Below are 21,157 nucleotides of genomic sequence, written 5' to 3'. Positions count from 1 at the left end.
GGCATGAACGCCATTGAAGTACGGGGGCTTCGCAAGTCCTACCGCGGCCAGGAAGTGGTCCGCGGGATTGATCTCGAGGTGGCCCGGGGTGAGGTGTTCTCGCTGCTCGGCCCGAACGGCGCCGGGAAGACCACGACCACCGAGATCCTCGAGGGGCACCGCAAGCGGGACGGCGGCGAGGCGCGTGTGCTCGGCGCCGATCCGGCCACGGGGGGCCGGGAGTGGCGGGCCCGGATCGGCATTGTGCTGCAGGACGCCGACGACGCGGCGGATCTGACCGTCGCCGAGATGGTGCGGCACATCGCCGGCTTCTATCCGAGCCCGCGCCCGGTGGCCGAAGTCATCGACCTGGTCGGCCTGGCCGAGAAGAGCAAGAGCCGCATCCGGCAGCTGTCGGGCGGGCAGCGCCGCCGGCTCGACGTCGCGCTCGGCATCGTGGGCCGCCCGGAGCTGCTGTTCCTGGACGAGCCGACGACCGGGTTCGATCCGCAGGCCCGGCGGCAGTTCTGGGATCTGATCCGGGAGCTGGCCGCCGAGGGCACCACGATCATGCTCACCACGCACTACCTGGAGGAGGCCGAGGCGCTGGCCGACCGGCTGGCCGTGCTGGCCGAGGGCCGGATCCTGGCCGAGGGCACGCCGACCACGCTCGGCGGCGGCGCCAAAACCACCAAGGTGTCCTGGCGTGAGGGCGGTGTCCTGAAGACCGAGCAGGTCGAGGACCCGACCGAGCTGATCCGCAAGCTGGTCGCGACCGAGGCCGACCTGCGCACCCTGACGGTCACCCGGCCCACTCTCGAAGACGTCTACCTGAACCTGATCAAGGGGAACAAATGAGCACCGTGAGCCTGGGGGCCAGCCGTGGCCACGTCGAGCTGCTGCAGTTCCTCCGCGACCGCACCGCCGTCATCTTCACGTTCGCCTTCCCGGCGATGCTGCTCCTGCTGTTCGGCACGATCTTCGGCGATCAGTACACCGACGCCGGGGTCAGCGCCAGCAACGTCTTCTCGGCCAGCATGATCGCGTACGGGATCCTGTCCACCGCCTTCGTCACGATGGGGGCCGGCCTGGCCATGGATCGCGAGGACGGCACGCTGAAGCGGCTGCACGGCACACCGATCACCGCTACGTCGTACGTCCTGGGGAAATTGATCCTGGTCTTCGCCCTCAGCATCGCCGAGGCGGTCGTGCTGATCGGCGTGGGCGTGCTGGTCTTCGACATGGACCTGCCGGACGCGTCACACTGGGTGACCTTCATCTGGCTCTTCCTGCTCTCCGTGACGACGTGTTCGTTACTCGGCATGGCGGTCAGCGGGATCGTCAAGCACGCGCGTACGGCCGGGGCGATCTTGAATGTGCCCGTGGTGGCGCTCCAGTTCATCTCCGGCGTCTTCATCTACCCCGTCACCCAGCTGCCGTCGTGGCTGATCCAGGTCGCGTCCATCTTCCCGGTGAAGTGGATGGCGCAGGGCTTCCGCTACGTCTTCCTGCCCGACGTCATGAAGGATCAGGAGCCGGCCGGCCAGTGGGAACTCGGCCGTATCGCCTTGGTCCTCGGCGCCTGGGCTGTGATCGGATTGGTCCTGTGCCTGATGACGTTCCGCTGGAGCCGCGACAAGTGACGCCCGAGGCTCATAACGGCTACCCCGGGGTCTGGGAGATCTTCCTCGGGGTGGTCACCGTGGTCGTCTCACTCGCTGTGCTTCTGTCGTACGGGTTCCCGCTGTGGCAACGCCTCGTAGCGGTCGGCGCGGTGACCGCGATCGTCGTCCTTCACCTGGTGTGGGGCCGGGCCGTCATGCGCGGCGACCGCGGCCACCTGCCCCTGCTGACCGCCGAGCTCGTCCTGTTCGCGATCGCCATCGTCGTCGTACCGGTCACGAACTGGCTGCTCTTCGCGATCATCCCGCTGATCTTCCAGATGGTCCGGCTCCGCCAGGCCGTCGTCGCGATCATCGTGATCGTCCTCGTGCCGCCGGTGGCCGACCTGTTCCTGCGCCCCGAGCAGGTCATCGGCGACCTGATCATCGCGACCATCTCGGCCGCCTCCGGCATCTGGCTCGGCGTCTGGATCACGCGGGTCATCGAGCAGAGCCTCGAACGCCGGCAGCTGATCGCCGACCTCGAGGCGAGCCGCACCGAGATCGCCCGGCTCTCTCGCGAAGCCGAGCGCACCCGCATCGCGGCCGAGATCCACGACACCCTGGCCCAGGGCTTCACCAGCATCATCACCCTGCTGCAGTCGGTCGACCCGGAGCTGCGCGACGAGCGGCTCGCCCTGGCCGTCCGGACGGCCCGGGAGAACCTGGCCGAGGCCCGGGCCCTCGTGGCGGCGCTGTCACCCTCGGCGTTGGCTTCCGCTTCACTGCCCGAGGCCGTACGCCGCCAAGCGTCCCGCTTCGCCGAGGAGTCCGGCGTCCCCGCCACCTTCCGCACCAGCGGCGACGAACGCACCCTGCCGACCGCCGTGGAAGTGGTGTTGTTGCGCGCGGCCCAGGAGGCGCTGACCAACGTCCGCCGCCACGCCGCCGCCCACGAGGCGGCCGTGCTCCTGGCCTACACTCCGTCCCGCGTCCGCCTGGTCGTCCGCGACGACGGCTGCGGCTTCACCCCCGGCGCCGCCGACGGCTTCGGCCTGTCCGGCATGCGCCAGCGCGCCGAACAGGTCAGCGGCTCCCTCCACGTCCGCAGCGACCCGTCCGCCGGAACAACAATCGAGCTGGAGGTCCCAGCGTGATCCGCATTGTGTTGGTCGACGACCATCCGGTGGTGCGGCACGGGCTGCGCGGCATGCTCGAAGCCGAGCCCGACCTGACCGTCGTGGGCGAGGCCTCCTCCGGCCCCGAGGGTGTCGAGGTCGCCCTGGCCGAGCACCCCGACATCGTCCTGATGGACCTCCGCATGCCCGGCGGCGACGGCGTGGCCGCCACCGAACAGATCGTCACCCGCGCCCGCGACGTCCGCGTCCTCGTCCTGACCACCTACGAGTCCGACCGCGACATCCTCCGCGCCATCGAGGCCGGCGCCGGCGGCTACCTCCTGAAGGACGCCTCCCCCACCGAACTGGCCGACGCCGTCCGAGCCGCCGCCTGCGGCGAGACCGTCCTCGCCCCCAGCGTCGCCTCCACCCTGGTGCGCCAGGTCCGCAAACCCGCCCCACCGAGCCTGTCCGCCCGCGAGACCGAAGTCCTGCGCCTGGTCGCCAAGGGCCTGACCAACGCCGACATCGGCCGCACCCTCTACATCTCCGAAGCCACCGTCAAGACGCACCTGCTCCGCACCTTCGCCAAGCTGGACGTCACCGACCGCACGGCCGCAGTGACCACCGCCATGAATCACGGCCTGCTCTGAGCAGACAGGTTCTTCACGCGCCGGGGCCTGGCCGCACACGTCGAAGACCTGATTCACACGTCGAAAGCCTGGCGGAAGTGGTCGAGCGCCTTCCCGGAGTCGCCCGAGGCCCAGCCCTCGAGCGCGACCACGCCCCCGTAGCCGAGTCGGTGGAGAGCGGCCGCCACGGCCGGGTAGTGGATCTCCCCGGTGCCCGGCTCACGCCGGCCGGGCACGTCCGCGACCTGGATTTCGCCGATCAACGGCAATGCGCGCTCGACGAGCTGGATGAGATTCCCCTCGCCGATCTGCGCGTGGTAGAGGTCCAGATTGAGCCGCAGATGCGGGCTGCCGACGGCCTCGACCAGGGCCATCGTGTCCGAGGCGCGGGCGAACGGCGTGCCCGGGTGGTCGACGGCAGTGTTCAGGTTCTCCAGGGTGAAGACCCGGCCGGCGCGCTCGCCGAGCTCGGCCAGACGCTCCAGGGTGCGCATCGCGGTGAGCCACATGCGAGGCGTCACGACGGCGGCCGGCGCGACCGGCAGGCCCGCGTCGTCCAGGCCGGTGCCGTGGACGTTCAGCCGGGGGCAGTCGAGCCGCTCGGCGACCTCGAGCGACAGCCGCGCGGTCCGCAGCAGCTCCTCGGCGCCGTCCGGGTCGGCCAGCGTTCCGGTGAGATAGCCGGTCATCGACGAGACCGTGGCGCCGGTCCGGGCCAGCGCGTCGAGGTCCTTGCCGGCCCAGCTCCACATCTCGGCCTCGAAGCCGAGCTCGGCGATGCGGGCCACCCGCTCGGAGAACGGAAGGTCGAGAAAGACCATCTCGGCGCAGACCGCCAGCCGGAAGCCGGTCATGCCGCCACCCGCACCGGGCGGCCGGTGGAGGCGGACTCCGCGGCCGCCAGCGCGATCGCCAGGGCCGCCCGCGCATCCTCGCCGGTGGCCACGGGGGCACGCCCGGGCGCGGGTTGGCCGCCCTGGACCGCGTCGGCGAACGCGGCCAGTTCGGCCACGTAAGCGTCGCCGAACAGTTCCTGGTCGCTCTGCATCGTCGCCACGCCGCGGCCGGCGGCCGAGGAGAAGACCATGGCCGTACGGCGGGCGTCCCCCACGGTCGCCGCGCCGGCCGAGCCGAAGACCTCGGCGCGCACGTCATGCCCGTACGCCGTCTCGAAGCACGCCTCGGCGAAGCCGGTGGCCCCGTTGTCGAAGCGCACCAGGACCGCCGCCGTGTCGCGCAGGCCGCGCTCGCGCCAGGACGGCTCGACCAGGGCGTCGGCCGTCGCGTAGACCTCGATCGCGGTCGCGCCGGGGTTCAGGTACCGCAGCACGTCGAAGTCGTGGATCAGCGTCTCGAAGAAGATCGTGTCCGGCGGGACGCGGGCCGGGTCGAACCCACCGGGGTCGCGGGTCAGCGACCGCAGCAGCCGGGGCGAGCCGATCTGGCCGCCGTCGAGCAGGGCCCGGGCCGCGGCCCAGTCGGGTGCGAGCCGCCGCTGGAAGCCCACCTGCAGCACGACTCCGGCGTCGCGGGCGGCGGCGATCGCACGGTCGGCGGCGGCCAGGTTCAGCGCCATCGGCTTCTCACAGAACACGTGCTTGCCGGCCCGGGCCGCCGCCACGACCAGCTCGGCGTGGAACCGCGCGGGTGCGGCGATCACCACTGCGTCGATCTCGGGGTCGTCCCATACCTGGGCGGCGTCGGCGTACCAGCGGTCGGCTTCGGCTCCGGCTTCGGCCGCGTCGGCCGCAGCGGCATCAGCCCGGCCGGCCACAGCGACTCCGGCCGCCCCGGCCGGGTCGGCAATGGCGGTCAGCCGGGCGCCGGGCAGGCGCCGGCTCAGGGTCTCGGCGTGAAACAGGCCCATCCGGCCGGCTCCGATGACAGCAAACCTGGAACGTTCCATAAGCGCATCCTGCCGGTTGGCCTTGGAACGTTCCAGCCCTACGATGTGCACATGGCGAACACCGGGTCCCGGCCCACCCTGTCCGACGTGGCCACTCGCGCCGGCGTGTCCAAATCACTGGTGTCGCTGGTGATGCGCGACGAGCCGGGCCCGAGCGCCGAGACGCGACAGCGGGTCCTGACAGCGGCCGACGAGCTCGGCTACCACCCGGACAGCCGGGCCCGCCTGCTGCGCAGCGGGCGCAGCCGCCTGCTCGGCGTCGTGTTCGGCATCCAGCACGCCTTCCATGTCGACCTGGTGACCGCCCTGTATTCGGCGGCCCGCGACTCCGGCTACGAGCTGGCCCTCAGCGCCGTCACCCCGGATCGCGACGAGGCCGAGGCCACCGCGAGTCTGCTCGCCGACCGCTGCGAAGCCCTGATCATGTGCGGTCCGGTCACCCCGGCGACCGGCCTGGCCCGGCTCGCCACCCGGCTCCCAACGGTCGTGCTGGCCCGGGACGCCCGCGGCGCCGACGTCATCCGTACCGCCGACGCCGAGGGCCTGCACCAGGCCGTCGACCACCTGACCGGGCTGGGTCACCGGCGGATCGCGCACATCGACGGCGGCCGCGCGCCCGGCGCCGCCGAACGCCGCCGGGGCTATCGCGATGCCATGGCCGCCCACGGTCTCGGCGACCACGTCCAGGTCGTCGGCGGGGGCCTCACCGAAGAGGAGGGCGCCACCGCCGCCCGCGCGCTGGTGCGGCAGCGCACACCGCCGACCGCGATCACGGTCTTCAACGACCGCAGCGCGACCGGCGTGCTCGACGTCCTGGCCCGCGCCGGCCGGAAGGTGCCCGAGGACATCAGCGTCGTCGGCTACGACGACAGCAACCTGGCCCGCCTGGCCCACGTCGACCTGACCACGGTCGCCCAGGACGTCACCACCATGACGAAGCTGGCCGTGGCCCGCGCGGTCGACCGCATCGACGGCGCCGAGGTCACCCGGCGCGCCCAGATCGTGCCGCCCCACCTCGTGATCCGCTCGACGACCGGCCCCGCGCCGGCCTAGCCCTCACAGGAAGCGCCAAGCAGCGCCACAGGTCAGGGCGAGGCGGAACCCGCAAGGTGGTTGAGGTGTCAAGCAACAGGGAGGCCTCATGAAGCGGGAGACGGGACTGCGGCGCACGGCGCTGCTCACCGGTGTTCTGGTGGCGGCGTCGGCGGTGGGGACCGCGGCCGTGGCCGCGGCTGCCTACGCGTCTGACAACAGCGGCCAATCGACGACGGTCACCGACAATTCGGGCTCATCGAGCGGCGACTCGTCGGCTGACAATTCGGGCACAACGACCGGCGACTCGCCGTCGCTGTCCACCGACAGCGGATCGAGCGACAGCGGCAGCAGCGGCGCTACCTCGGGCGGCTCGTGATGCCTCTCGTCGAGACACTGCCGATCGGCGCCGACACTGCACAGTGGACCGTCTGGGGCACCGTGGCCCGCGTCGTGATCACCGAGCCCTCGCTCATCGATGACGCGGCCGCGCTGGTCCGTGGCGAACTGGCCGCCATCGACCTGGCCTGCAGCCGGTTCCGGCCCGATTCCGAGCTGCGCCAAGCGTCCACCGGCCGGCCCACCGAGATCAACCCTCTGCTGACCGAACTCGTCGCCGCCGCACTGAGGGCCGCCCGCGACACCGACGGGGACGTCGACCCGACGATCGGCGCCGCCCTGAGCGGCCTCGGCTACGACCGCGACTTCGCCGCCATCACCGGCGAGCGGACTGCCCCGGCCGTACGCGTTTTCGCCGCCCCCGGCTGGCGCGCGATCCGCCTGCGCGACAACCGGTTGACCGTCCCTGACGGCGTACAGCTTGACCTCGGCGCGACGGCGAAGGCCGTGGCCGCCGACCGCTGCGCCGCCCTGATCTCCGAGCGCCTCGGGGCCGGCGCGATGGTCGCCCTGGGCGGCGACATCGCCACGGCCGGCCCGGCCCCCGACGGCGGCTGGCGGGTCCTCGTGCGGGACAAGCCCGGAGATCCGGACCAGGCCGTACGCCTCCCCGCCGGCGCCGCCGTCGCGACCTCCAGCACCGCCAGCCGTACGTGGGGACACCTGCACCACATCCTCGACCCGCGCACCGGGCTGCCCGCGCCGACGGTCTGGCGCACGGTGTCGGTCGCGGCGTACTCCTGCCTGCGTGCCAACACCCTGAGCACGGCCGCCGTCGTCCGCGGTCACCGCCAGGGCGGCCTCCTCCGCGGCGTGCCGAGCCGCCTGGTCACGCCCGGTCTCGACGTGGTCCGGCAGGGCGGGTGGCCGGCATGACCGACGCCCTCTGGTACTTCGCCCGCGGCAGCGGCGTGGTCTCCCTGGCGCTGCTGACCGTCGTGGTCACCCTGGGCGTCGGCGCGCGTTCCGGGCGTACGGCTTTCCATCTGCCCCGCTTCGCCGTGAACCTGTTGCACCGCAATGCCGCCCTGCTGGCCGTGGTGTTTCTGATGCTGCACGTGGTGAGCCTGCTCTTCGATCCGTACGCGCAGTTGAGGGTCTTCGATCTGGTCCTGCCCTTCGTGGGGAATTACCGCCCGTTCTGGCAGGGGCTGGGCACGCTCGGTTTCGATCTGATGATCGCGATCGTGGTGACCAGCCTGTTGCGGCAGCGGCTCGGCGCCCGCACCTGGCGGGCCGTGCACTGGCTGGCCTATCTGTGCTGGCCGGTCGCCCTGATGCACGGCCTGGGCACCGGCTCCGACAACGGCACGGTCTGGCTCTGGATCGTCTCGATGCTCTGCGCCGCCGTCGTGCTCGCCGCCGTCGTCTGGCGCCTCACCCCGAATTTCACCCGTTTCCCGCACCGCGCCGAGCGCCGCGTCGCGTCGCGCCTGCACCCCGCTCGCGACTTGGAGAAGGTTCGATGATGTCGCGCTTTTCGCGTTCCCTTGGCGGTTCGATGGTCCCGTGCTCTTGGCGCTCCCTCCGCGGACCGATGGTCCCGTGCTCTTGGCGCTCCCTCCGCGGACCGATGGTCCCGTGCTCTTGGCGTTCCCTTGGCGGTTCGATGACTCCGTGCTCTTCGCGTTCTCTGGAGGTTCGATGACCAGCGTTGCTGAAGCGCCCACCGGTGGTGCGGTGCAGCGCCGGCTGCTGGCCGGGGCCGGGGACGGCCGGCTCGAGACGCATCTCGCCGAGCACGGGCGGCTGCCCACTGTGGACGCCAGCCAGCTCGTCGGGATGGCGCGCGACGCCGGCCTCACCGGCCGTGGCGGCTCCGGATTCCCGTTGTGGCGCAAGCTCAACGCGGTCGTGGTCTCCGGCCGGCCACCGGTGATCATCGCGAACGGCGCCGAGGGGGAGCCCGCCTCCGGCAAGGACAAGGCTTTGCTCGCGTACCAGCCGCACCTGATCCTGGACGGCCTGCAGCTGGTGGCCCGGGCCGCCCGTGCCGGCACGGCGTATCTGTACGTGCCGCGCCCGTCCGCCTTCCGGGCCGCGCTGGACGCGCGCCGCTCGGCCGGTCTGGACGCCGTGCCGGTGACCCTGGTCGCCGCGCCCGACGCCTTCGTCGCGGGGGAGGAGTCCGCAGTCGCCTCGGCTGTCGCCGGTCGAGGCGCGGTCCCGGTCGACAAGCCGGCCCGGCTGCCCGACACCGGCACCCTGGTGCAGAACGTCGAAACCCTCGCCCACCTGGCGCTGATCGCCCGCTACGGCGCGGGCTGGTTCCGTACCGCCGGGACCTATGACGAACCCGGCACCTTCCTGGCCACCGTCACCGGCGCGGTGGCCGCCCCCGGCGTCCTGGAAGCCGGCTACGGCGTCACCCTGGGCGAGCTCATCGCGGCCGCCGGCGGCCCCACCACCCGCCTGTCAGCCGTCCTGGTCGGCGGCTACCACGGCGCCTGGGTCCCCGCCGACCCCGCGCTCCCGATCAGCCGCGCCGCCCTGGCCCCCTACGGCGCGACCCCCGGCGCCGGCGTCGTGATGGCCCTGCCCGCCGGCGCCTGCGGCCTGGCCGAGACCGCCCGCATCGCCGGCTACCTGGCCGACCAGTCCGCCGGCCAGTGCGGCCCCTGCGTCAACGGCCTGCCCCGCCTGGCCGCCACCCTCAGCGACCTGGCCGCCTTCCGCGCCCGCCCCGGCCTCCCGGCCGAGGTGGACCGCCTGACCCGCCTGGTCGCCGGCCGCGGCGCCTGCCGCCACCCCGACGGCACGGCCCGCCTGATCGGCAGCGCCATGCGCGCCTTCGACGCGGACGCGGCCGCCCACCTGACGGGTCGCTGCCTGGCGATGAAGACCCCCTCATGACCCGCCTGCACATCGACTGGACCGCCTGCGACGGGCGCGGCCTCTGCGCCGAACTCGTCCCCGAGCTCCTCACCGAAGACGACTGGGGCTTCCCGATGGCCCGCGACGGCAACCCCCAGCCTGCCGTCCCACCCCAGCTGGAGCCCTCCGCCCAGCGCGCCGTCGATCGCTGCCCGATGCTCGCCCTGCGCCTGCTCCGCGACACCGAACGGCCTTCCGGTCGTCCAGGATTCTAGGACCGCCGGCTGTGGGTGGCCGAGGTTGTCCACAGGCCCGCGCGTTGTCCACAGGCCCGCGCACGATCTTGCGGTTTTTGGGGAGGATGGCTGTAGAGGCGGGGGCCCCCTGGGAGGGCGGGCGGCCGGTGCGGCGTTTCGTCCGGGTTGTGGGGAGTCCTTAAGATCGGTCGATGCTGAGGGTGGTGCGGCTGGTCTTGGCGGTGCTGGTGAGCGCGGCCGCCCTGCTCGGCGCCGTTCGCCTGGTCGCGCCGGCTGACGGCGATTCGGGCGTACGTCGGCAGTTGGCTTTTCTGCGGCAGCAGCTGGAGTCGGGCGCGGCCGAGGACGCGCAGCGGCAGTTCCCCGAGGGTTACTTCTTCCTGTACGCGCTGTACGGCCTGACCGCCGTCGACCTGGACCGGGTGGGGGACGCCCGGTGGGCCCTCGCCCGGCTCGAGACCGACGCCGGCCGGGCGCCGTTCGCCGGCGACATGCCCCTGAGGTACGGCGTCTTCTACCGCGGCTGGGTCAACTGGCTGCGCGGCGGCATTCTCACTCTGGAGCGCGACCCGGCCGAGCTGAGCCGTTTCGAGGCCGACTCGGCGGAGATCGCCGCCGCGTTCGACGCCTCGCCGACGCCTTTCCTCGCGTCCTATCCCGGCCGGGCCTGGCCGGTCGACTCGACCGTGGCCATGGCCTCGCTGCGTCTGCACGACAAGCTGCTCACCCCGGCCTACGACGCGACGGTGATCCGCTGGGTGGCCAACGTTGAGGCCCGCCTCGATCCGGCGACCGGCCTGATGCCGCACACGGCCGACGCCGACACCGGCGCGCCGACTTCCGGCGCTCAGGGCACCTCGCAGAGCATCATCCAGCGTTTCCTGGCCGAGATCGACCCGTCGTTCGCCCGCCCGCAGTACGACCTGTTCCGCCGCTGGTTCCTGGCCGCCCCGCTCGGCCTCGGCCCGACTGTGCGCGAGCACCCGGTCGGCACGGACGGCCCGTCGAACGTCGATTCCGGCCCGCTCGTCCTCGGCGTCAGCCTTTCCGCCACCGTGGTGACGATCGGCGCGGCCAAGCTGCAGGGCGACGAGTCGCTCGCCGACGGCCTGGCCAACTTCGGCGAGGTGGCCGGGCTTGCGATCTACACCCCTGGGACCAAGCGGTACGCCCTGGGCGCCGCCCCGATCGGCGACGCGTTCCTGGCCTGGTCGAAAACTGCCCGTCTATGGGTTTCTGATGATTATTCGTCGCCAAAGCGCCAGATATCCGTTTGGTGGCGGCTGCCGCTCCTAGCCCTCTTCCTGGCCGCCGGAGTTGCTCCGTGGCTGGTCAGAGCGATGTGGCGACGGCGCTCTTCGATGCTGTGATGCGCTCTTCAGGCCGATTTAACCCGAAAAAAGCGTTCCGCCATTAACGGGTCGATACGCCGGTTAGATTACGGAAGGCGCTACCTCACGCGCTGCTCAGACCGGCTTGGCCGGTCCCTCCGAGCCGCCCTCAGGTGCGGTGCCCGAACAGGCAAACCCGTCGCAAGGCGGGGACGCAAAGCCAGGGGCCTCCCCCGACGGAGGCAGCCCAGCCGCCGAAGGAGAAAGAAAGACATGCGCTCTTCCACAGCCCATGCAGCCACGAGCGGCTCGGTTCCGTTCATGCTGCGCGGCCCCAAGTCCGCCCGGCGCATCCTAGCGATCGCCGTAGCGGGCGCGATCGGCTTCGCGCCGGCCGTCATCGCCACCTCGCCCGCCTACGCCGCTCCCGGCACCATCACCCGGGTCGGCACCGGCGACATCGAGGTGACCGAGGGTGGCAAGATCGAGATCAGGCTCAGCCGTGAGACCGGCGGCGCGGTCACCGAGCAGGCGGTGAACTGGACGGCGACGGGCGGCAACGACCCCAAGGCCGACTCCGACGACGTCACCGCGATGAGCGGCTCGGTCACGTTCCCGGCCGCCGCCAGCGCGACGTCGCCGCAGACCCAGACCGTCTCGATCCAGACGGTCAACGACACGATGGACGAGTTCGACGAGAACCTGGCCGTCACCGTCAACCTGCCGGGCGGCGGCACGATCGACGTCAACGCGCTGATCAAGGACAACGACGCCGCGCCGACCTACAAGCTGATGGTCGACGACGCGAGCCCGGACGAGGGCGCCGGCTCGGTCAAGGTGTCGGCCATGCTCGCCGCTCCGTCGGGCAAGCCGGTCACCATCCCGATCACCACCACGCCGGGCACGGCGAAGGCGGGCACCGAGCTGGACTACGTCCAGGTCGCGGACGACGCCGCCCTGGAGGTCGCGCCCGGCGACTACGACAGCGGCACGCCGGTCTCCATCGCGATCAACGACGACCACCTCTACGAGGAGCCGGTGCAGTCGTTCACCGTCAAGAGCCTGACCGACCAGTCGGTCACCGGCACGCAGACGGCGACGGTCGGCATCCAGGACAACGAGGACCAGCCCACCATCAATGTCTCGGTGTCGGCCGCGGCCGTCGAGGGCGCCGACCTCAGCTACGACGTCGCGCTCAGCGGGCGCTCCGAGCGCCCGGTCACCGCGACCTGGACCACCGCCGACGGACCCGGATCGGACTACACACCCGACCCGGCCCACCCGGAGGGCCGGGCGACCGCCGGCGACGACTACAACGGCGGCACCGGCACGGTGACGTTCCGGGCGGCGACGGCCGAGGACGACAACACCGGGGGCAACATCGCGCAGACGGTGAAGATCCGCACGCTGCGCGACTCGATCGACGAGGTCGACCCCGAGGACCTGCACCTCACGCTCTCGAAGCCGATGATCGGCAAGCTGGGCGACGACACCGTGGCCACCGGCCGGATCACCGACGACAACGACCCGCCGGAGGTGCGCCTGCTGCCCGCCACCCGGTCGGCAGCCGAGGGCAACTCCGGGATGGTCAAGCAGACCTTCACCGTCCGGCTGGACAAGGCCTCGGGCCGCAAGGTCGTCGTCTCCTACATGACCAGCGATGACACGGCCGTGCAGGGCTCCGACTACATCTCGGCTTCCGGCAAGCTGGTCTTCCTGCCGGGGGAGACGGAGAAGACCTTCTCGGTCAACGTCGTCGGTGACACGGTGAACGAGGCCGACGAGACCCTCAAGGTGACGCTGGGCGTCACGGGCGGTGTGGCCACGCTGGCCAACCCTTCCGCCACCGGACCCCAGACTTGGACGATCAAGAACGACGACACCGTGCCGACCTACTCGGTGTCGCCGCTGACGGTGAAGGAGGGCAACGAGGGCAACATCGCCGCGCTGCCCATCAAGCTCAGCGCGCCGACCGCCACGAGCGCGGTCTTCGAGGTGACAGTCCCGGTGGTGACGCCGGGCCAGGGCGTGGCCACGTCGTCCGGGACCGGCCTCGGTGACATCGACTACGTCGAGCCGAACGCCCAGGTCATCATTCCGGCCGGCCAGACCACCGGCTGGGCCTACTTCCTGGTCAACGGGGACACCGTCTTCGAGGGTGACGAGTCGCTCACCATCAAGGTCACGCCGGACACCGACACGGCCCTGATCGTGAACGGGACCGACAAGACCGCCCGGGTGACGATCACCGACGACGATGCGGCGCCGTCGCTGAAGCTCAACGACGTCGACGCCGAGGAGGGCGACGACGTCCAGCTCACGGCGACCACCATGGGTGCGGCCCAGTACGACGTCAACTACAACGTCACGCTCAAGGGCGGCTCGGTCAACGGCAGCACCGCGGCCTCGGCGAACGACTTCACCGACCCGGGCACGATCGGCGTGACGATCGACGGTGGCACCATCTCCGGCACCACGCAGAACGTGGGCCAGACGGTCGCGATTACCGACGACGAGGCCAAGGAGCCGGCCGAGACGATTCTGCTCACCGGCAGCGCCTTCGGCACCGCCGGCAAGGTGGAGCCCGGCACGCTGACCATCGCGGCCAGCGACGGCGACGAGACCCCCGAGCAGCCCGGCCAGGGCGGCAAGCCCACCATCATGGCCCCGCCCAGCCGCAACGGCTCCGGCCCGGTGAGCATCACCGGTATGGCCGGCAAGGACGCGACGGTCGAGCTCTGGGGCGCCCCGGTCGGCGGTGGCAAGCTGGAGTGGATCGCCAACACCAAGGCGAGCGCGACCGGCATGTACTCCTTCTCGCGGACGATCTCGCAGGGCATGCGGTTCGTGACGCAGTCGATGGAGAAGAACTCGGATGAGGTCAAGGTCTGGGTCAACCAGTGGCCGACCCTCACCGCGAGCTCGCCGTCGAAGGGCCGCGTCACGGTGCTCGTCAAGAGCAACCCGAACGCCGCCGGCAAGAAGGTCGTGGTCCAGCGCTGGACCGGCCCGAACACCTGGACCAACATCCTGGTGAGCAAGGCCAACGTGAACGGCGCCTACACCGCGACGACGACCGCGCCCTCGGGCACGGTGGCCCTGCGGGCCTGGATCGACGGTGACCCGGAGATGGGTGTCAACGGTGGCTGGTCGGCCATCGTGCGCCCGGTCATCAAGTAAGCACGAGCGGTAGAAAGACGGGGGCGGCCGATCGGCCGCCCCCGTCTTGCTAATCCACTTCGGCGACGGCCTGGGCGAACTGGGCCGAGTACAACCGGGCGTAAGCCCCGTCGGCCGCGATCAGTTCGTCGTGGGTGCCCTGTTCGACGATGGCGCCGTTCTCCATCACCAGGATCACGTCGGCGTCGCGGATGGTCGACAGGCGGTGGGCGATGACGAAGCTGGTCCGGCCCTCGCGCAGGGTGGCCATGGCCCGCTGGATCAGCACCTCGGTGCGGGTGTCGACCGAGCTGGTGGCCTCGTCCAGGATCAGGATGCTGGGCTCGGCCAGGAAGGCGCGGGCGATCGTGATCAGCTGTTTCTGGCCGGCGCTGACGTTCGAGCCCTCCTCGTCGATCACCGTGTCGTAGCCGTCGGGCAGCATCTTGACGAACGCGTCGACGTGGGCCGCCTCGGCCGCCTCGCGTACTGAGTCCATGTCGAACGAGTCGGCTCCGTAGGCGATGTTCTCGGCGATGGTGCCGCCGAACAGCCACGTGTCCTGCAGGACCATGCCCATGTGCTCGCGGAGTTGCTCGCGGGGCATGGTGGCGATGTCCACGCCGTCGAGCGTGATCCGCCCCGATGTCACGTCGTAGAACCGCATGAGCAGGTTCACCAGCGTCGTCTTGCCGGCCCCGGTGGGGCCGACGATGGCGACCGTCTGCCCCGGGCGTACAGCCAGGGAAAGCTCCTCGATCAGGGGCTTGTCCGGCAGGTAGCGGAACGAGACCTTCTCGAAGGCGATCTCCCCGCGCACCCGGCCCAGGTCGACCGGCGCCGGGTCGGGGGTCTGCTCGGGCGCGTCGAGCAGCGCGAAGACCCGCTCGGCGGAGGCCACGCCCGACTGTACGAGGTTGGCCATGCTGGCGATCTGGGTGAGCGGCTGGCTGAACTGGCGTGAGTACTGGATGAAGGCCTGGACCTCGCCCAAAGTCAGCGCGCCGGACGCCACCCGCAGGCCGCCGACGACCGCCACCAGCACGTAGTTCAGGTTGCTGATGAACATCATGGCCGGCTGGATCAGCCCCGACATGAACTGCGCCTTGAACGAGGACGCGTACAGCTTGTTGTTGTGCTCCTCGAAGGTCTCCCGGGCCTCGTCCTCGCGGCCGAACACCTTGACCAGCGAGTGCCCGGTGAACATCTCCTCGATGTGGCCGTTGAGGCGACCGGTGGTGGCCCACTGGGCGACGAAGTTCGGCTGCGAGCGCTTGCCGATCCGGGTGGTGACCAGGATCGACACCGGCACGGTGATCAGCGCGATCAGCGCCAGCATCCAGGAGATCCAGAACATCGCCGCGAGGACGCCGACGACCATCAGCAGCGCGGTCACGAGCTGGGCGAACGTCTGCTGAAGGGTCTGCGCGATGTTGTCGGTGTCGTTGGTGGCCCGGCTGAGCACCTCACCGCGCGGCTGCTGGTCGAAGTACGACAGGGGCAGCCGGGCCAGCTTGGCCTCGACCTGGTTGCGCAGGCGATAGACGGCGGTCTGTACGACGTGGGCGGTGATCCGGCCCTGGAGGACGCCGAACAGCCAGGCCACCACGTACAGGACGGCGACCCAGGTCAGCAGGTGGAACAGCTTGTCGAAGTCGATGCCCTGGCCGGGCACGAAGTTGATCGCGGAGAGCAGGTCGGCCTGGGTGTTCTCGCCCCGGGCCCGCATGGCCGCGATGGCCTGCTCCTTGGTGACGTCGCCGGGGATCGACTGGCCGATGAAGCCGGCGAAGATGATGTCGGTGCCCTTGCCCAGCAGGTACGGGCCGAGCACGGAGAGCACGACGCTGCACGCGCCGAACAGCAGCACCAGGCCGACCAGGGCGCGCTGCGGTTTGAGCAGGCCGAGCAGGCGCTTGGTCGAGCCCTTGAAGTCCTGCAGCTTCTCCGGCGGCCCACCGGCCGCCATCATCCGGGCCGCCGGCGGCCCACCCATGGGAGGCCTTCTGACGGGCGCGGTCATGCGGCGGCCTCCTGCTCAGTGAGCTGGGACAAGACAATTTCCCTGTACGTAGCGTTGGTGTCCATGAGTTCGGCATGGGTGCCCGTCCCGACGACCCGGCCGTCGTCGAGCACGATGATCCGGTCGGCGTCCCGGATGGTGCTGACCCGCTGGGCCACGATCACCACCGTGGCGTCGGCGATGTGATCGGTCAGCGCGGCCCGTAGCGCCGCGTCGGTGGCGTAGTCGAGCGCCGAGAACGAGTCGTCGAACAGGTAGATCTCCGGCCGGTGGACCAGCACGCGGGCGATGGCCAGGCGCTGCCGCTGCCCGCCGGAGACGTTCGTGCCGCCCTGCGCGATCGGCGCGTCCAGGCCGCCCTCCATCCGCTCGACGAAGTCGCGGGCCTGCGCGACCTCCAGGGCCTCCCACAACTGCTCGTCGGTCGCGTCCGGGTTGCCGTACCGCAGGTTGGATCCGATCGTGCCGGAGAACAGATAGGGCTTCTGCGGCACGAGGCCCACCGTCTTGGCCAGCAGCGCCGCGTCCAGGTCGCGGACGTCGACCCCGTCGACCAGTACCCGCCCGCCGGTGGCGTCGAACAGCCGCGGCACCAGGTTGAGCAGGGTCGTCTTGCCGCTGCCGGTGCTGCCGATGACCGCCGTGACCTCGCGCGGCCGGGCGGTCAGGGCGACACCGCTGAGCACGGCCGCCTCCGCCCCCGGGTAGTGGAAGTCGACGTTCTCCAGCTCCAGATAGCCGTGCCGGCTGAGCTCGGTGACCGGCTGGGCCGGCAGCTTCACGCTCGACTCGGTGCCCAGCACCTCCTCGATCCGCTCAGCGCACACCTCGGCCCGCGGAATCATGACGAACATGAAGGTCGCCATCATGATCGACATCAGGATCTGCATGAGGTAACTGAGGAACGCGGTCAGCGCGCCGACCTGCATCGAGCCCGAGTCGATCCGGTGCCCGCCGAACCACAGCACGGCCACGCTGGACAGGTTCACGATCAGCATGACGGTCGGGAACATCAGCGCCATCAGCTTGCCGGCCTTGAGCGACACGTCGGTCAGCTCGTCGTTGGAGGTCTCGTAGCGGTCCCGCTCGCGCTCGTCGCGGACGAACGCGCGGATCACCCGGATGCCCGTGATCTGCTCGCGCATCACGGTGTTGACCCGGTCGATCTTCTTCTGCATCGAGCGGAACAGCGGCCGCATCCGCACGATGATCAGCGCGACCACGCAGACCAGGACCGGCACGATCACCAGCAGCATGGCCGACAGCGGCACGTCCTGCTTGAGGGCCAGCACGATGCCGCCCACGCACATGATCGGCGCCGACACCATCAGGGTGAAGGTCAGCAGCACCAGCATCTGGATCTGCTGCACGTCATTGGTGGTCCGCGTGATCAGCGACGGCGCGCCGAACTGCCCGACCTCGCGGGCCGAGAACTCCTGCACCCGCCCGAAGATCGACGCCCGCACGTCGCGGCCCACGGCCATCGCCGTACGGGCCCCGAAGTAGACCGCGACGATCTGCGCGGTGATCTGCGCCAGCGTCACCAGCAGCATCCACCCGCCGATGCGCATCACATAGCCGGTGTCGCCCTTGACCACGCCGTTGTCGATGATGTCGGCGTTCAGGGTCGGAAGATAAAGAGTCGCCAGGGTCTGTACGAACTGGAACAGCACCACCAGCCCGATGGCGCCCTTGTACGGCCGTAAGTGGCCGCGAAGCAGTTGGATCAGCACTACTACTGCGCCCCCCGTGTGAGTAATCCGTCGAGCAGGAGCGAAACCGTCTCCGCCCCGCTGAAGTTGGCCGGGTCGCCGAACGGCCCGAACGTGTTGGCCCCGCAGAACATCAGAAGCAGGGTCGCGACGGTCCCCGCCGGCTTGCGCAGCCGGTCGGCGTCCGCCCCGATGACCGCCACGATCGCCTCGTGCAACGCCTCCCGCCCCGCCGTCATCCGCTTGACGGTGTCGGGATCCTGCGCCGCGATCACGAGCTTGCGCGCCGCCGTCATCAGTTGCGCGTTCTTGGCGAACCGCACATGCACCAGATCAGCCGCGACCGCCAGCCGCTCCCGCAACGGCGCCGCCGGGTCGATGGCCCCCAGCGCGGCCACCGTCGGCTCCGGATCCAGCGCCTTGATCACCGAACACACGACCAGTGACGTCTTCGTCTCGAAGACCCCGAAGATCGTCCCCTCGGCCACCCCCGCCGCCTGAGCGATCTGCCGGGTGCTCACATCCACCCCGTGCTCATGCAGCAACGGAATGGTCGCCGCGATCAACGCGGCCCGTCTCTCCTCCGGCGCCAGCGCCGGCACCCGTCGTCGCCGTCCTTCCACGCCGCCACCTTACTGAGCGAGCACTCACTCATCCACTGACATTTGTCATGGGTCAGCCGAGGAGCAGACGGCCGGGCATGGCGTCCGGCAGGCGCGCGGCGTCGACTGAATCACCCGATCGGATGGTGATTCAGGGGAAGGGTGGAGGTCATGACCAGCGGCAGCGTCGGAACGCTGTGCTATCGCTCTTGAGCAGGCGGGCTACATCGACCCCGACACCAAAAGCGAGTGGATGTCCGTCACGGCACCCCGGCTGGCAGTGCGGTTCGGATGGAGCGACCGATACCAGGCTCTGGAGGGGGCGCGGTGCGTGAAGCCGCGAAGGTTTCTCTCAGGTTGCCGGGGGGTTGGACGATCGGTGCGGCCGTGCGACGGATCGGGATGGATGACCACACGGCTGAGTACTGGGCGCGGCAGCTGCGCATCGGTGCTGGGATCGCGGTCGTGGTCACTGCTATCGGTGGGCTTCGGATTGCTCTGGCCTGGGCGCCGGAGGATCGGTGGTGGCTGATCCCGGTCGCGGTTGCCGTGGCGGTGCAGACGGCGGCGTTCTGGGTGCCCTGGGCCCGGATCGCGCGGGACGACCGTAAGCGGGGCCGGTTGCTGCTCTGGTGGTTCGCCGAGCTGCCGGTGCTCCTGCTTTTCGGATGGGCCGACCCGGCCGGGTGGCTGCTCTACGTTCCCGCCGCGGTTCTCCTGCTGATCTCCGGGATGGCGCTCTGGTCACCGAAGGTGGTGATCTGGCTGGGCGTGGTCGCCGTCGTCGGCTACGCGAGCCTGTTGCCGACGAGGGGCCACGCTGATGCCGGCACGACCCTTCTGCTCATCGCCATGATGGCCTGCCTGGTCGGCCTGACCGCGATCGGCGCGCAGAGCCGGCGGCGGTTCGACGGGCGGCGGCAGGCGGCCGAGCGCCGGTCGGAGACGCTGCTGAACGCCTCGGCCGACGCGGTGCTGGCGATCGGGCGGGACGGGCGGCTCAAGTACGTCAGCCCGTCGGTCGAGCAGCTTCTCGGGCACAAGGCGGGCGATCTGATGGGCCGCCGGCTGGACGAGGTCATGTCGGCTGATCGGCGGCTGCACGCGCAGGCGTTCTTCGCCGAGGTGGAGGGGCTGCCGACCGGGCAGAGCAGGCGGACCGAGGCGCAGTTCGGCGGGGTGGACGTCGACATCATCGCCACCAACTGGATCAACAGCCCGGATCTGCAGGCGGTCGTGGTCAGCCTGCGCGACATCAGCGCCCGGCGGGAGCTGGAGCGGCAGCTCAGCCGGCAGGCGTACACCGACTCGCTGACCGGCATGCCGAACCGGGCGAAGTTCCGGGAGCGGCTGGAGGAGGCCGTGGGCGAGGGGCTGCCGGTGACCGTGCTGCTGCTCGACCTGGACGATTTCAAGCTGGTCAACGACAACCTGGGGCACAGCGCGGGTGACGAGCTGCTGAGCACGATCGCCGACCGGTTGCGCCGGCACGTGCGGCCGGACGACCTGCTGGCCCGGCTGGGTGGGGACGAGTTCGCCATTCTGCTGCGCGATGTCCGTGCGGGCGATGCGGCCCCGCTGGCCGAGCGGCTTCTGGGGGCCGTGCGGGAACCCGTACGTCTGGGCAGTCGTGATGTGACCTGCTCCTTGAGTGTCGGCATCGCGAGCGCGGCGGAGGGGACCGACGCCGAGCAGTTGCTCGGCAATGCCGATCTGGCCATGTACGCGGCCAAGCGGGCCGGGCGCAACGGGTTCGCGGTGTTCGACCCGACGATGACCCTGTCCGTGCTGGAGGAGGCCCAGCTGCGGGCCGACATCGAGCACGCGCTGGAGCACGAGGAGTTCGTCGTGCTGTACCAGCCGGTGGTCGACATGCAGACGCAGCGGCTGACCTCGGTGGAGGCGCTGGTGCGCTGGCAGCATCCGCGGGACGGCCTGCTCGGCCCGTACCACTTCATCGCCGACGCCGAGGCGAACGGCCTGATCGTGCCGCTGGGCCGGTGGGTGCTGCGGCAGGCCTGCGCGCAGCTGGCGAGCTGGCGTGCGGCCTCCCCGGAGGCGGCCGGCCTGCACGTCAACGTGAACCTCAGCGCCCGGCAGTTCCAGTACGAGGGTCTGGTCGACGACGTGGCGAGCGCGCTGGCCGACGCCGGCCTGGACGCGGCCAGCCTCACCCTGGAGATCACCGAGTCGATGCTGATGGCCGACATCGAAAGCGCCAAGCAGACCCTGCACGCGCTGCGTGAGCTGGGTGTCCGGCTGGCCATCGACGACTTCGGCACGGGGTATTCGTCGCTGAGCTACCTGAAGCAGCTCCCGGTCGACGTCATCAAGATCGACAAGACGTTCGTGGACGAGGTGGACGTGGACGCCGACGACGTAGCCCTGGTGGACGCGGTGGCCGGGCTCGGGCAGGCGCTGAAGATGAAGACCGTGGCCGAGGGGATCGAGACCGACGCCCAGTGGGCCACGCTGCGCAAGCTCGGCATCGACCACGGCCAGGGCTATCTGTTCGGCCGCCCGGCCGGCGCCGGCGAGATCGTGTCCCTGCTCACCCGGGCGGCTGACCTGGCCGCTTGAACCGTTGTGGCT

General features: G+C 70.7%; 18 protein-coding genes and 1 riboswitch. Of the genes, 13 read left to right on the top strand and 5 right to left on the bottom strand.

Annotated features, from left to right (window positions below; genetic code table 11):
* Positions 1-3 precede the first annotated feature (3 nt).
* Genes AB0J66_RS17290 through AB0J66_RS17275 form a run of 4 tightly spaced genes read left to right on the top strand, consistent with a single transcriptional unit; the run spans position 4 to position 3,351 of the window.
* Positions 4-837, top strand: coding sequence for an ABC transporter ATP-binding protein (locus AB0J66_RS17290; RefSeq protein WP_364661034.1), 834 nt, complete (start codon positions 4-6; stop codon positions 835-837).
* Positions 834-1,622: an ABC transporter permease gene (locus AB0J66_RS17285; protein WP_364661032.1), complete on the top strand. Its 789-nt coding sequence runs from the start codon at positions 834-836 to the stop codon at positions 1,620-1,622. The genes AB0J66_RS17290 and AB0J66_RS17285 overlap by 4 nt, the downstream gene beginning before the upstream one ends.
* Complete coding sequence (locus tag AB0J66_RS17280; protein ID WP_364661029.1) at positions 1,586-2,737, top strand: sensor histidine kinase; 1,152 nt, start codon at positions 1,586-1,588, stop codon at positions 2,735-2,737. Before AB0J66_RS17285 ends, AB0J66_RS17280 begins: the two co-directional genes overlap by 37 nt.
* Positions 2,734-3,351, top strand: a complete 618-nt coding sequence (locus AB0J66_RS17275; protein ID WP_364661027.1) for a response regulator transcription factor — start codon at positions 2,734-2,736, stop codon at positions 3,349-3,351. The genes AB0J66_RS17280 and AB0J66_RS17275 overlap by 4 nt, the downstream gene beginning before the upstream one ends.
* A gap of 53 nt (positions 3,352-3,404) precedes the next feature.
* On the opposite strand, the gene AB0J66_RS17270 is transcribed toward AB0J66_RS17275, so the two are convergent.
* Both AB0J66_RS17270 and AB0J66_RS17265 read right to left on the bottom strand, forming a co-directional pair.
* The gene (locus AB0J66_RS17270; protein ID WP_364661024.1) at positions 3,405-4,184 is read right to left on the bottom strand and encodes a TIM barrel protein; all 780 of its coding nucleotides are present in this window, start codon (positions 4,182-4,184) and stop codon (positions 3,405-3,407) included.
* Positions 4,181-5,236 (bottom strand): Gfo/Idh/MocA family oxidoreductase, encoded by a 1,056-nt coding sequence (locus AB0J66_RS17265; RefSeq protein WP_364661022.1) that lies wholly within the window; start codon positions 5,234-5,236, stop codon positions 4,181-4,183. The genes AB0J66_RS17270 and AB0J66_RS17265 overlap by 4 nt, the downstream gene beginning before the upstream one ends.
* A gap of 51 nt (positions 5,237-5,287) precedes the next feature.
* On the opposite strand from AB0J66_RS17265, the gene AB0J66_RS17260 reads away from it, so the two are divergent.
* The 8 genes from AB0J66_RS17260 (at position 5,288) to AB0J66_RS17225 (ending at position 14,249) form a co-directional block, all read left to right on the top strand.
* A complete protein-coding gene (locus AB0J66_RS17260; protein WP_364661019.1) occupies positions 5,288-6,289 on the top strand; it encodes a LacI family DNA-binding transcriptional regulator in 1,002 nt (333 codons plus the stop codon).
* Between the two features lie 88 nt (positions 6,290-6,377).
* On the top strand, positions 6,378-6,647 hold the full coding sequence (locus AB0J66_RS17255; protein ID WP_364661017.1) for a hypothetical protein: 270 nt from the start codon (positions 6,378-6,380) through the stop codon (positions 6,645-6,647).
* Positions 6,647-7,543: an FAD:protein FMN transferase gene (locus AB0J66_RS17250; protein WP_364661014.1), complete on the top strand. Its 897-nt coding sequence runs from the start codon at positions 6,647-6,649 to the stop codon at positions 7,541-7,543. The genes AB0J66_RS17255 and AB0J66_RS17250 overlap by 1 nt, the downstream gene beginning before the upstream one ends.
* A complete protein-coding gene (locus tag AB0J66_RS17245; RefSeq protein ID WP_364661011.1) occupies positions 7,540-8,136 on the top strand; it encodes a ferric reductase-like transmembrane domain-containing protein in 597 nt (198 codons plus the stop codon). Before AB0J66_RS17250 ends, AB0J66_RS17245 begins: the two co-directional genes overlap by 4 nt.
* Positions 8,137-8,311: 175 nt before the next feature.
* Positions 8,312-9,520 carry an NADH-ubiquinone oxidoreductase-F iron-sulfur binding region domain-containing protein gene (locus AB0J66_RS17240; RefSeq protein ID WP_364661008.1) on the top strand — a complete coding sequence of 403 codons (1,209 nt, stop codon included), beginning with the start codon at positions 8,312-8,314 and terminating at the stop codon, positions 9,518-9,520.
* Positions 9,517-9,756: a ferredoxin gene (locus tag AB0J66_RS17235; RefSeq protein ID WP_364661005.1), complete on the top strand. Its 240-nt coding sequence runs from the start codon at positions 9,517-9,519 to the stop codon at positions 9,754-9,756. Before AB0J66_RS17240 ends, AB0J66_RS17235 begins: the two co-directional genes overlap by 4 nt.
* A gap of 173 nt (positions 9,757-9,929) precedes the next feature.
* The gene (locus tag AB0J66_RS17230) at positions 9,930-11,108 is read left to right on the top strand and encodes a hypothetical protein (RefSeq protein ID WP_364661002.1); all 1,179 of its coding nucleotides are present in this window, start codon (positions 9,930-9,932) and stop codon (positions 11,106-11,108) included.
* Positions 11,109-11,248: 140 nt separating this feature from the next.
* Positions 11,249-11,328: riboswitch (cyclic di-GMP riboswitch) on the top strand.
* A gap of 14 nt (positions 11,329-11,342) precedes the next feature.
* Positions 11,343-14,249: a Calx-beta domain-containing protein gene (locus tag AB0J66_RS17225; RefSeq protein ID WP_364660999.1), complete on the top strand. Its 2,907-nt coding sequence runs from the start codon at positions 11,343-11,345 to the stop codon at positions 14,247-14,249.
* Between the two features lie 49 nt (positions 14,250-14,298).
* Here the strand turns inward: AB0J66_RS17225 and AB0J66_RS17220 are convergent, their stop codons facing one another.
* Genes AB0J66_RS17220 through AB0J66_RS17210 form a run of 3 tightly spaced genes read right to left on the bottom strand, consistent with a single transcriptional unit; the run spans position 14,299 to position 18,586 of the window.
* Positions 14,299-16,251 carry an ABC transporter ATP-binding protein gene (locus tag AB0J66_RS17220; RefSeq protein WP_364660996.1) on the bottom strand — a complete coding sequence of 651 codons (1,953 nt, stop codon included), beginning with the start codon at positions 16,249-16,251 and terminating at the stop codon, positions 14,299-14,301.
* Positions 16,248-17,984, bottom strand: coding sequence for an ABC transporter ATP-binding protein (locus AB0J66_RS17215; protein ID WP_364660993.1), 1,737 nt, complete (start codon positions 17,982-17,984; stop codon positions 16,248-16,250). The genes AB0J66_RS17220 and AB0J66_RS17215 overlap by 4 nt, the downstream gene beginning before the upstream one ends.
* A 2-nt stretch (positions 17,985-17,986) precedes the next feature.
* Positions 17,987-18,586 carry a TetR family transcriptional regulator gene (locus tag AB0J66_RS17210; RefSeq protein WP_364660991.1) on the bottom strand — a complete coding sequence of 200 codons (600 nt, stop codon included), beginning with the start codon at positions 18,584-18,586 and terminating at the stop codon, positions 17,987-17,989.
* Positions 18,587-18,967: 381 nt separating this feature from the next.
* Between AB0J66_RS17210 and AB0J66_RS17205 the strand changes: the two genes are divergently transcribed.
* A complete protein-coding gene (locus AB0J66_RS17205; RefSeq protein ID WP_364660988.1) occupies positions 18,968-21,145 on the top strand; it encodes an EAL domain-containing protein in 2,178 nt (725 codons plus the stop codon).
* Positions 21,146-21,157 lie beyond the last annotated feature (12 nt).

Source organism: Actinoplanes sp. NPDC049598, from assembly GCF_040675435.1.
Taxonomy (GTDB): domain Bacteria; phylum Actinomycetota; class Actinomycetes; order Mycobacteriales; family Micromonosporaceae; genus Actinoplanes.
This window is presented reverse-complemented; position numbering and strand designations above follow the sequence as displayed.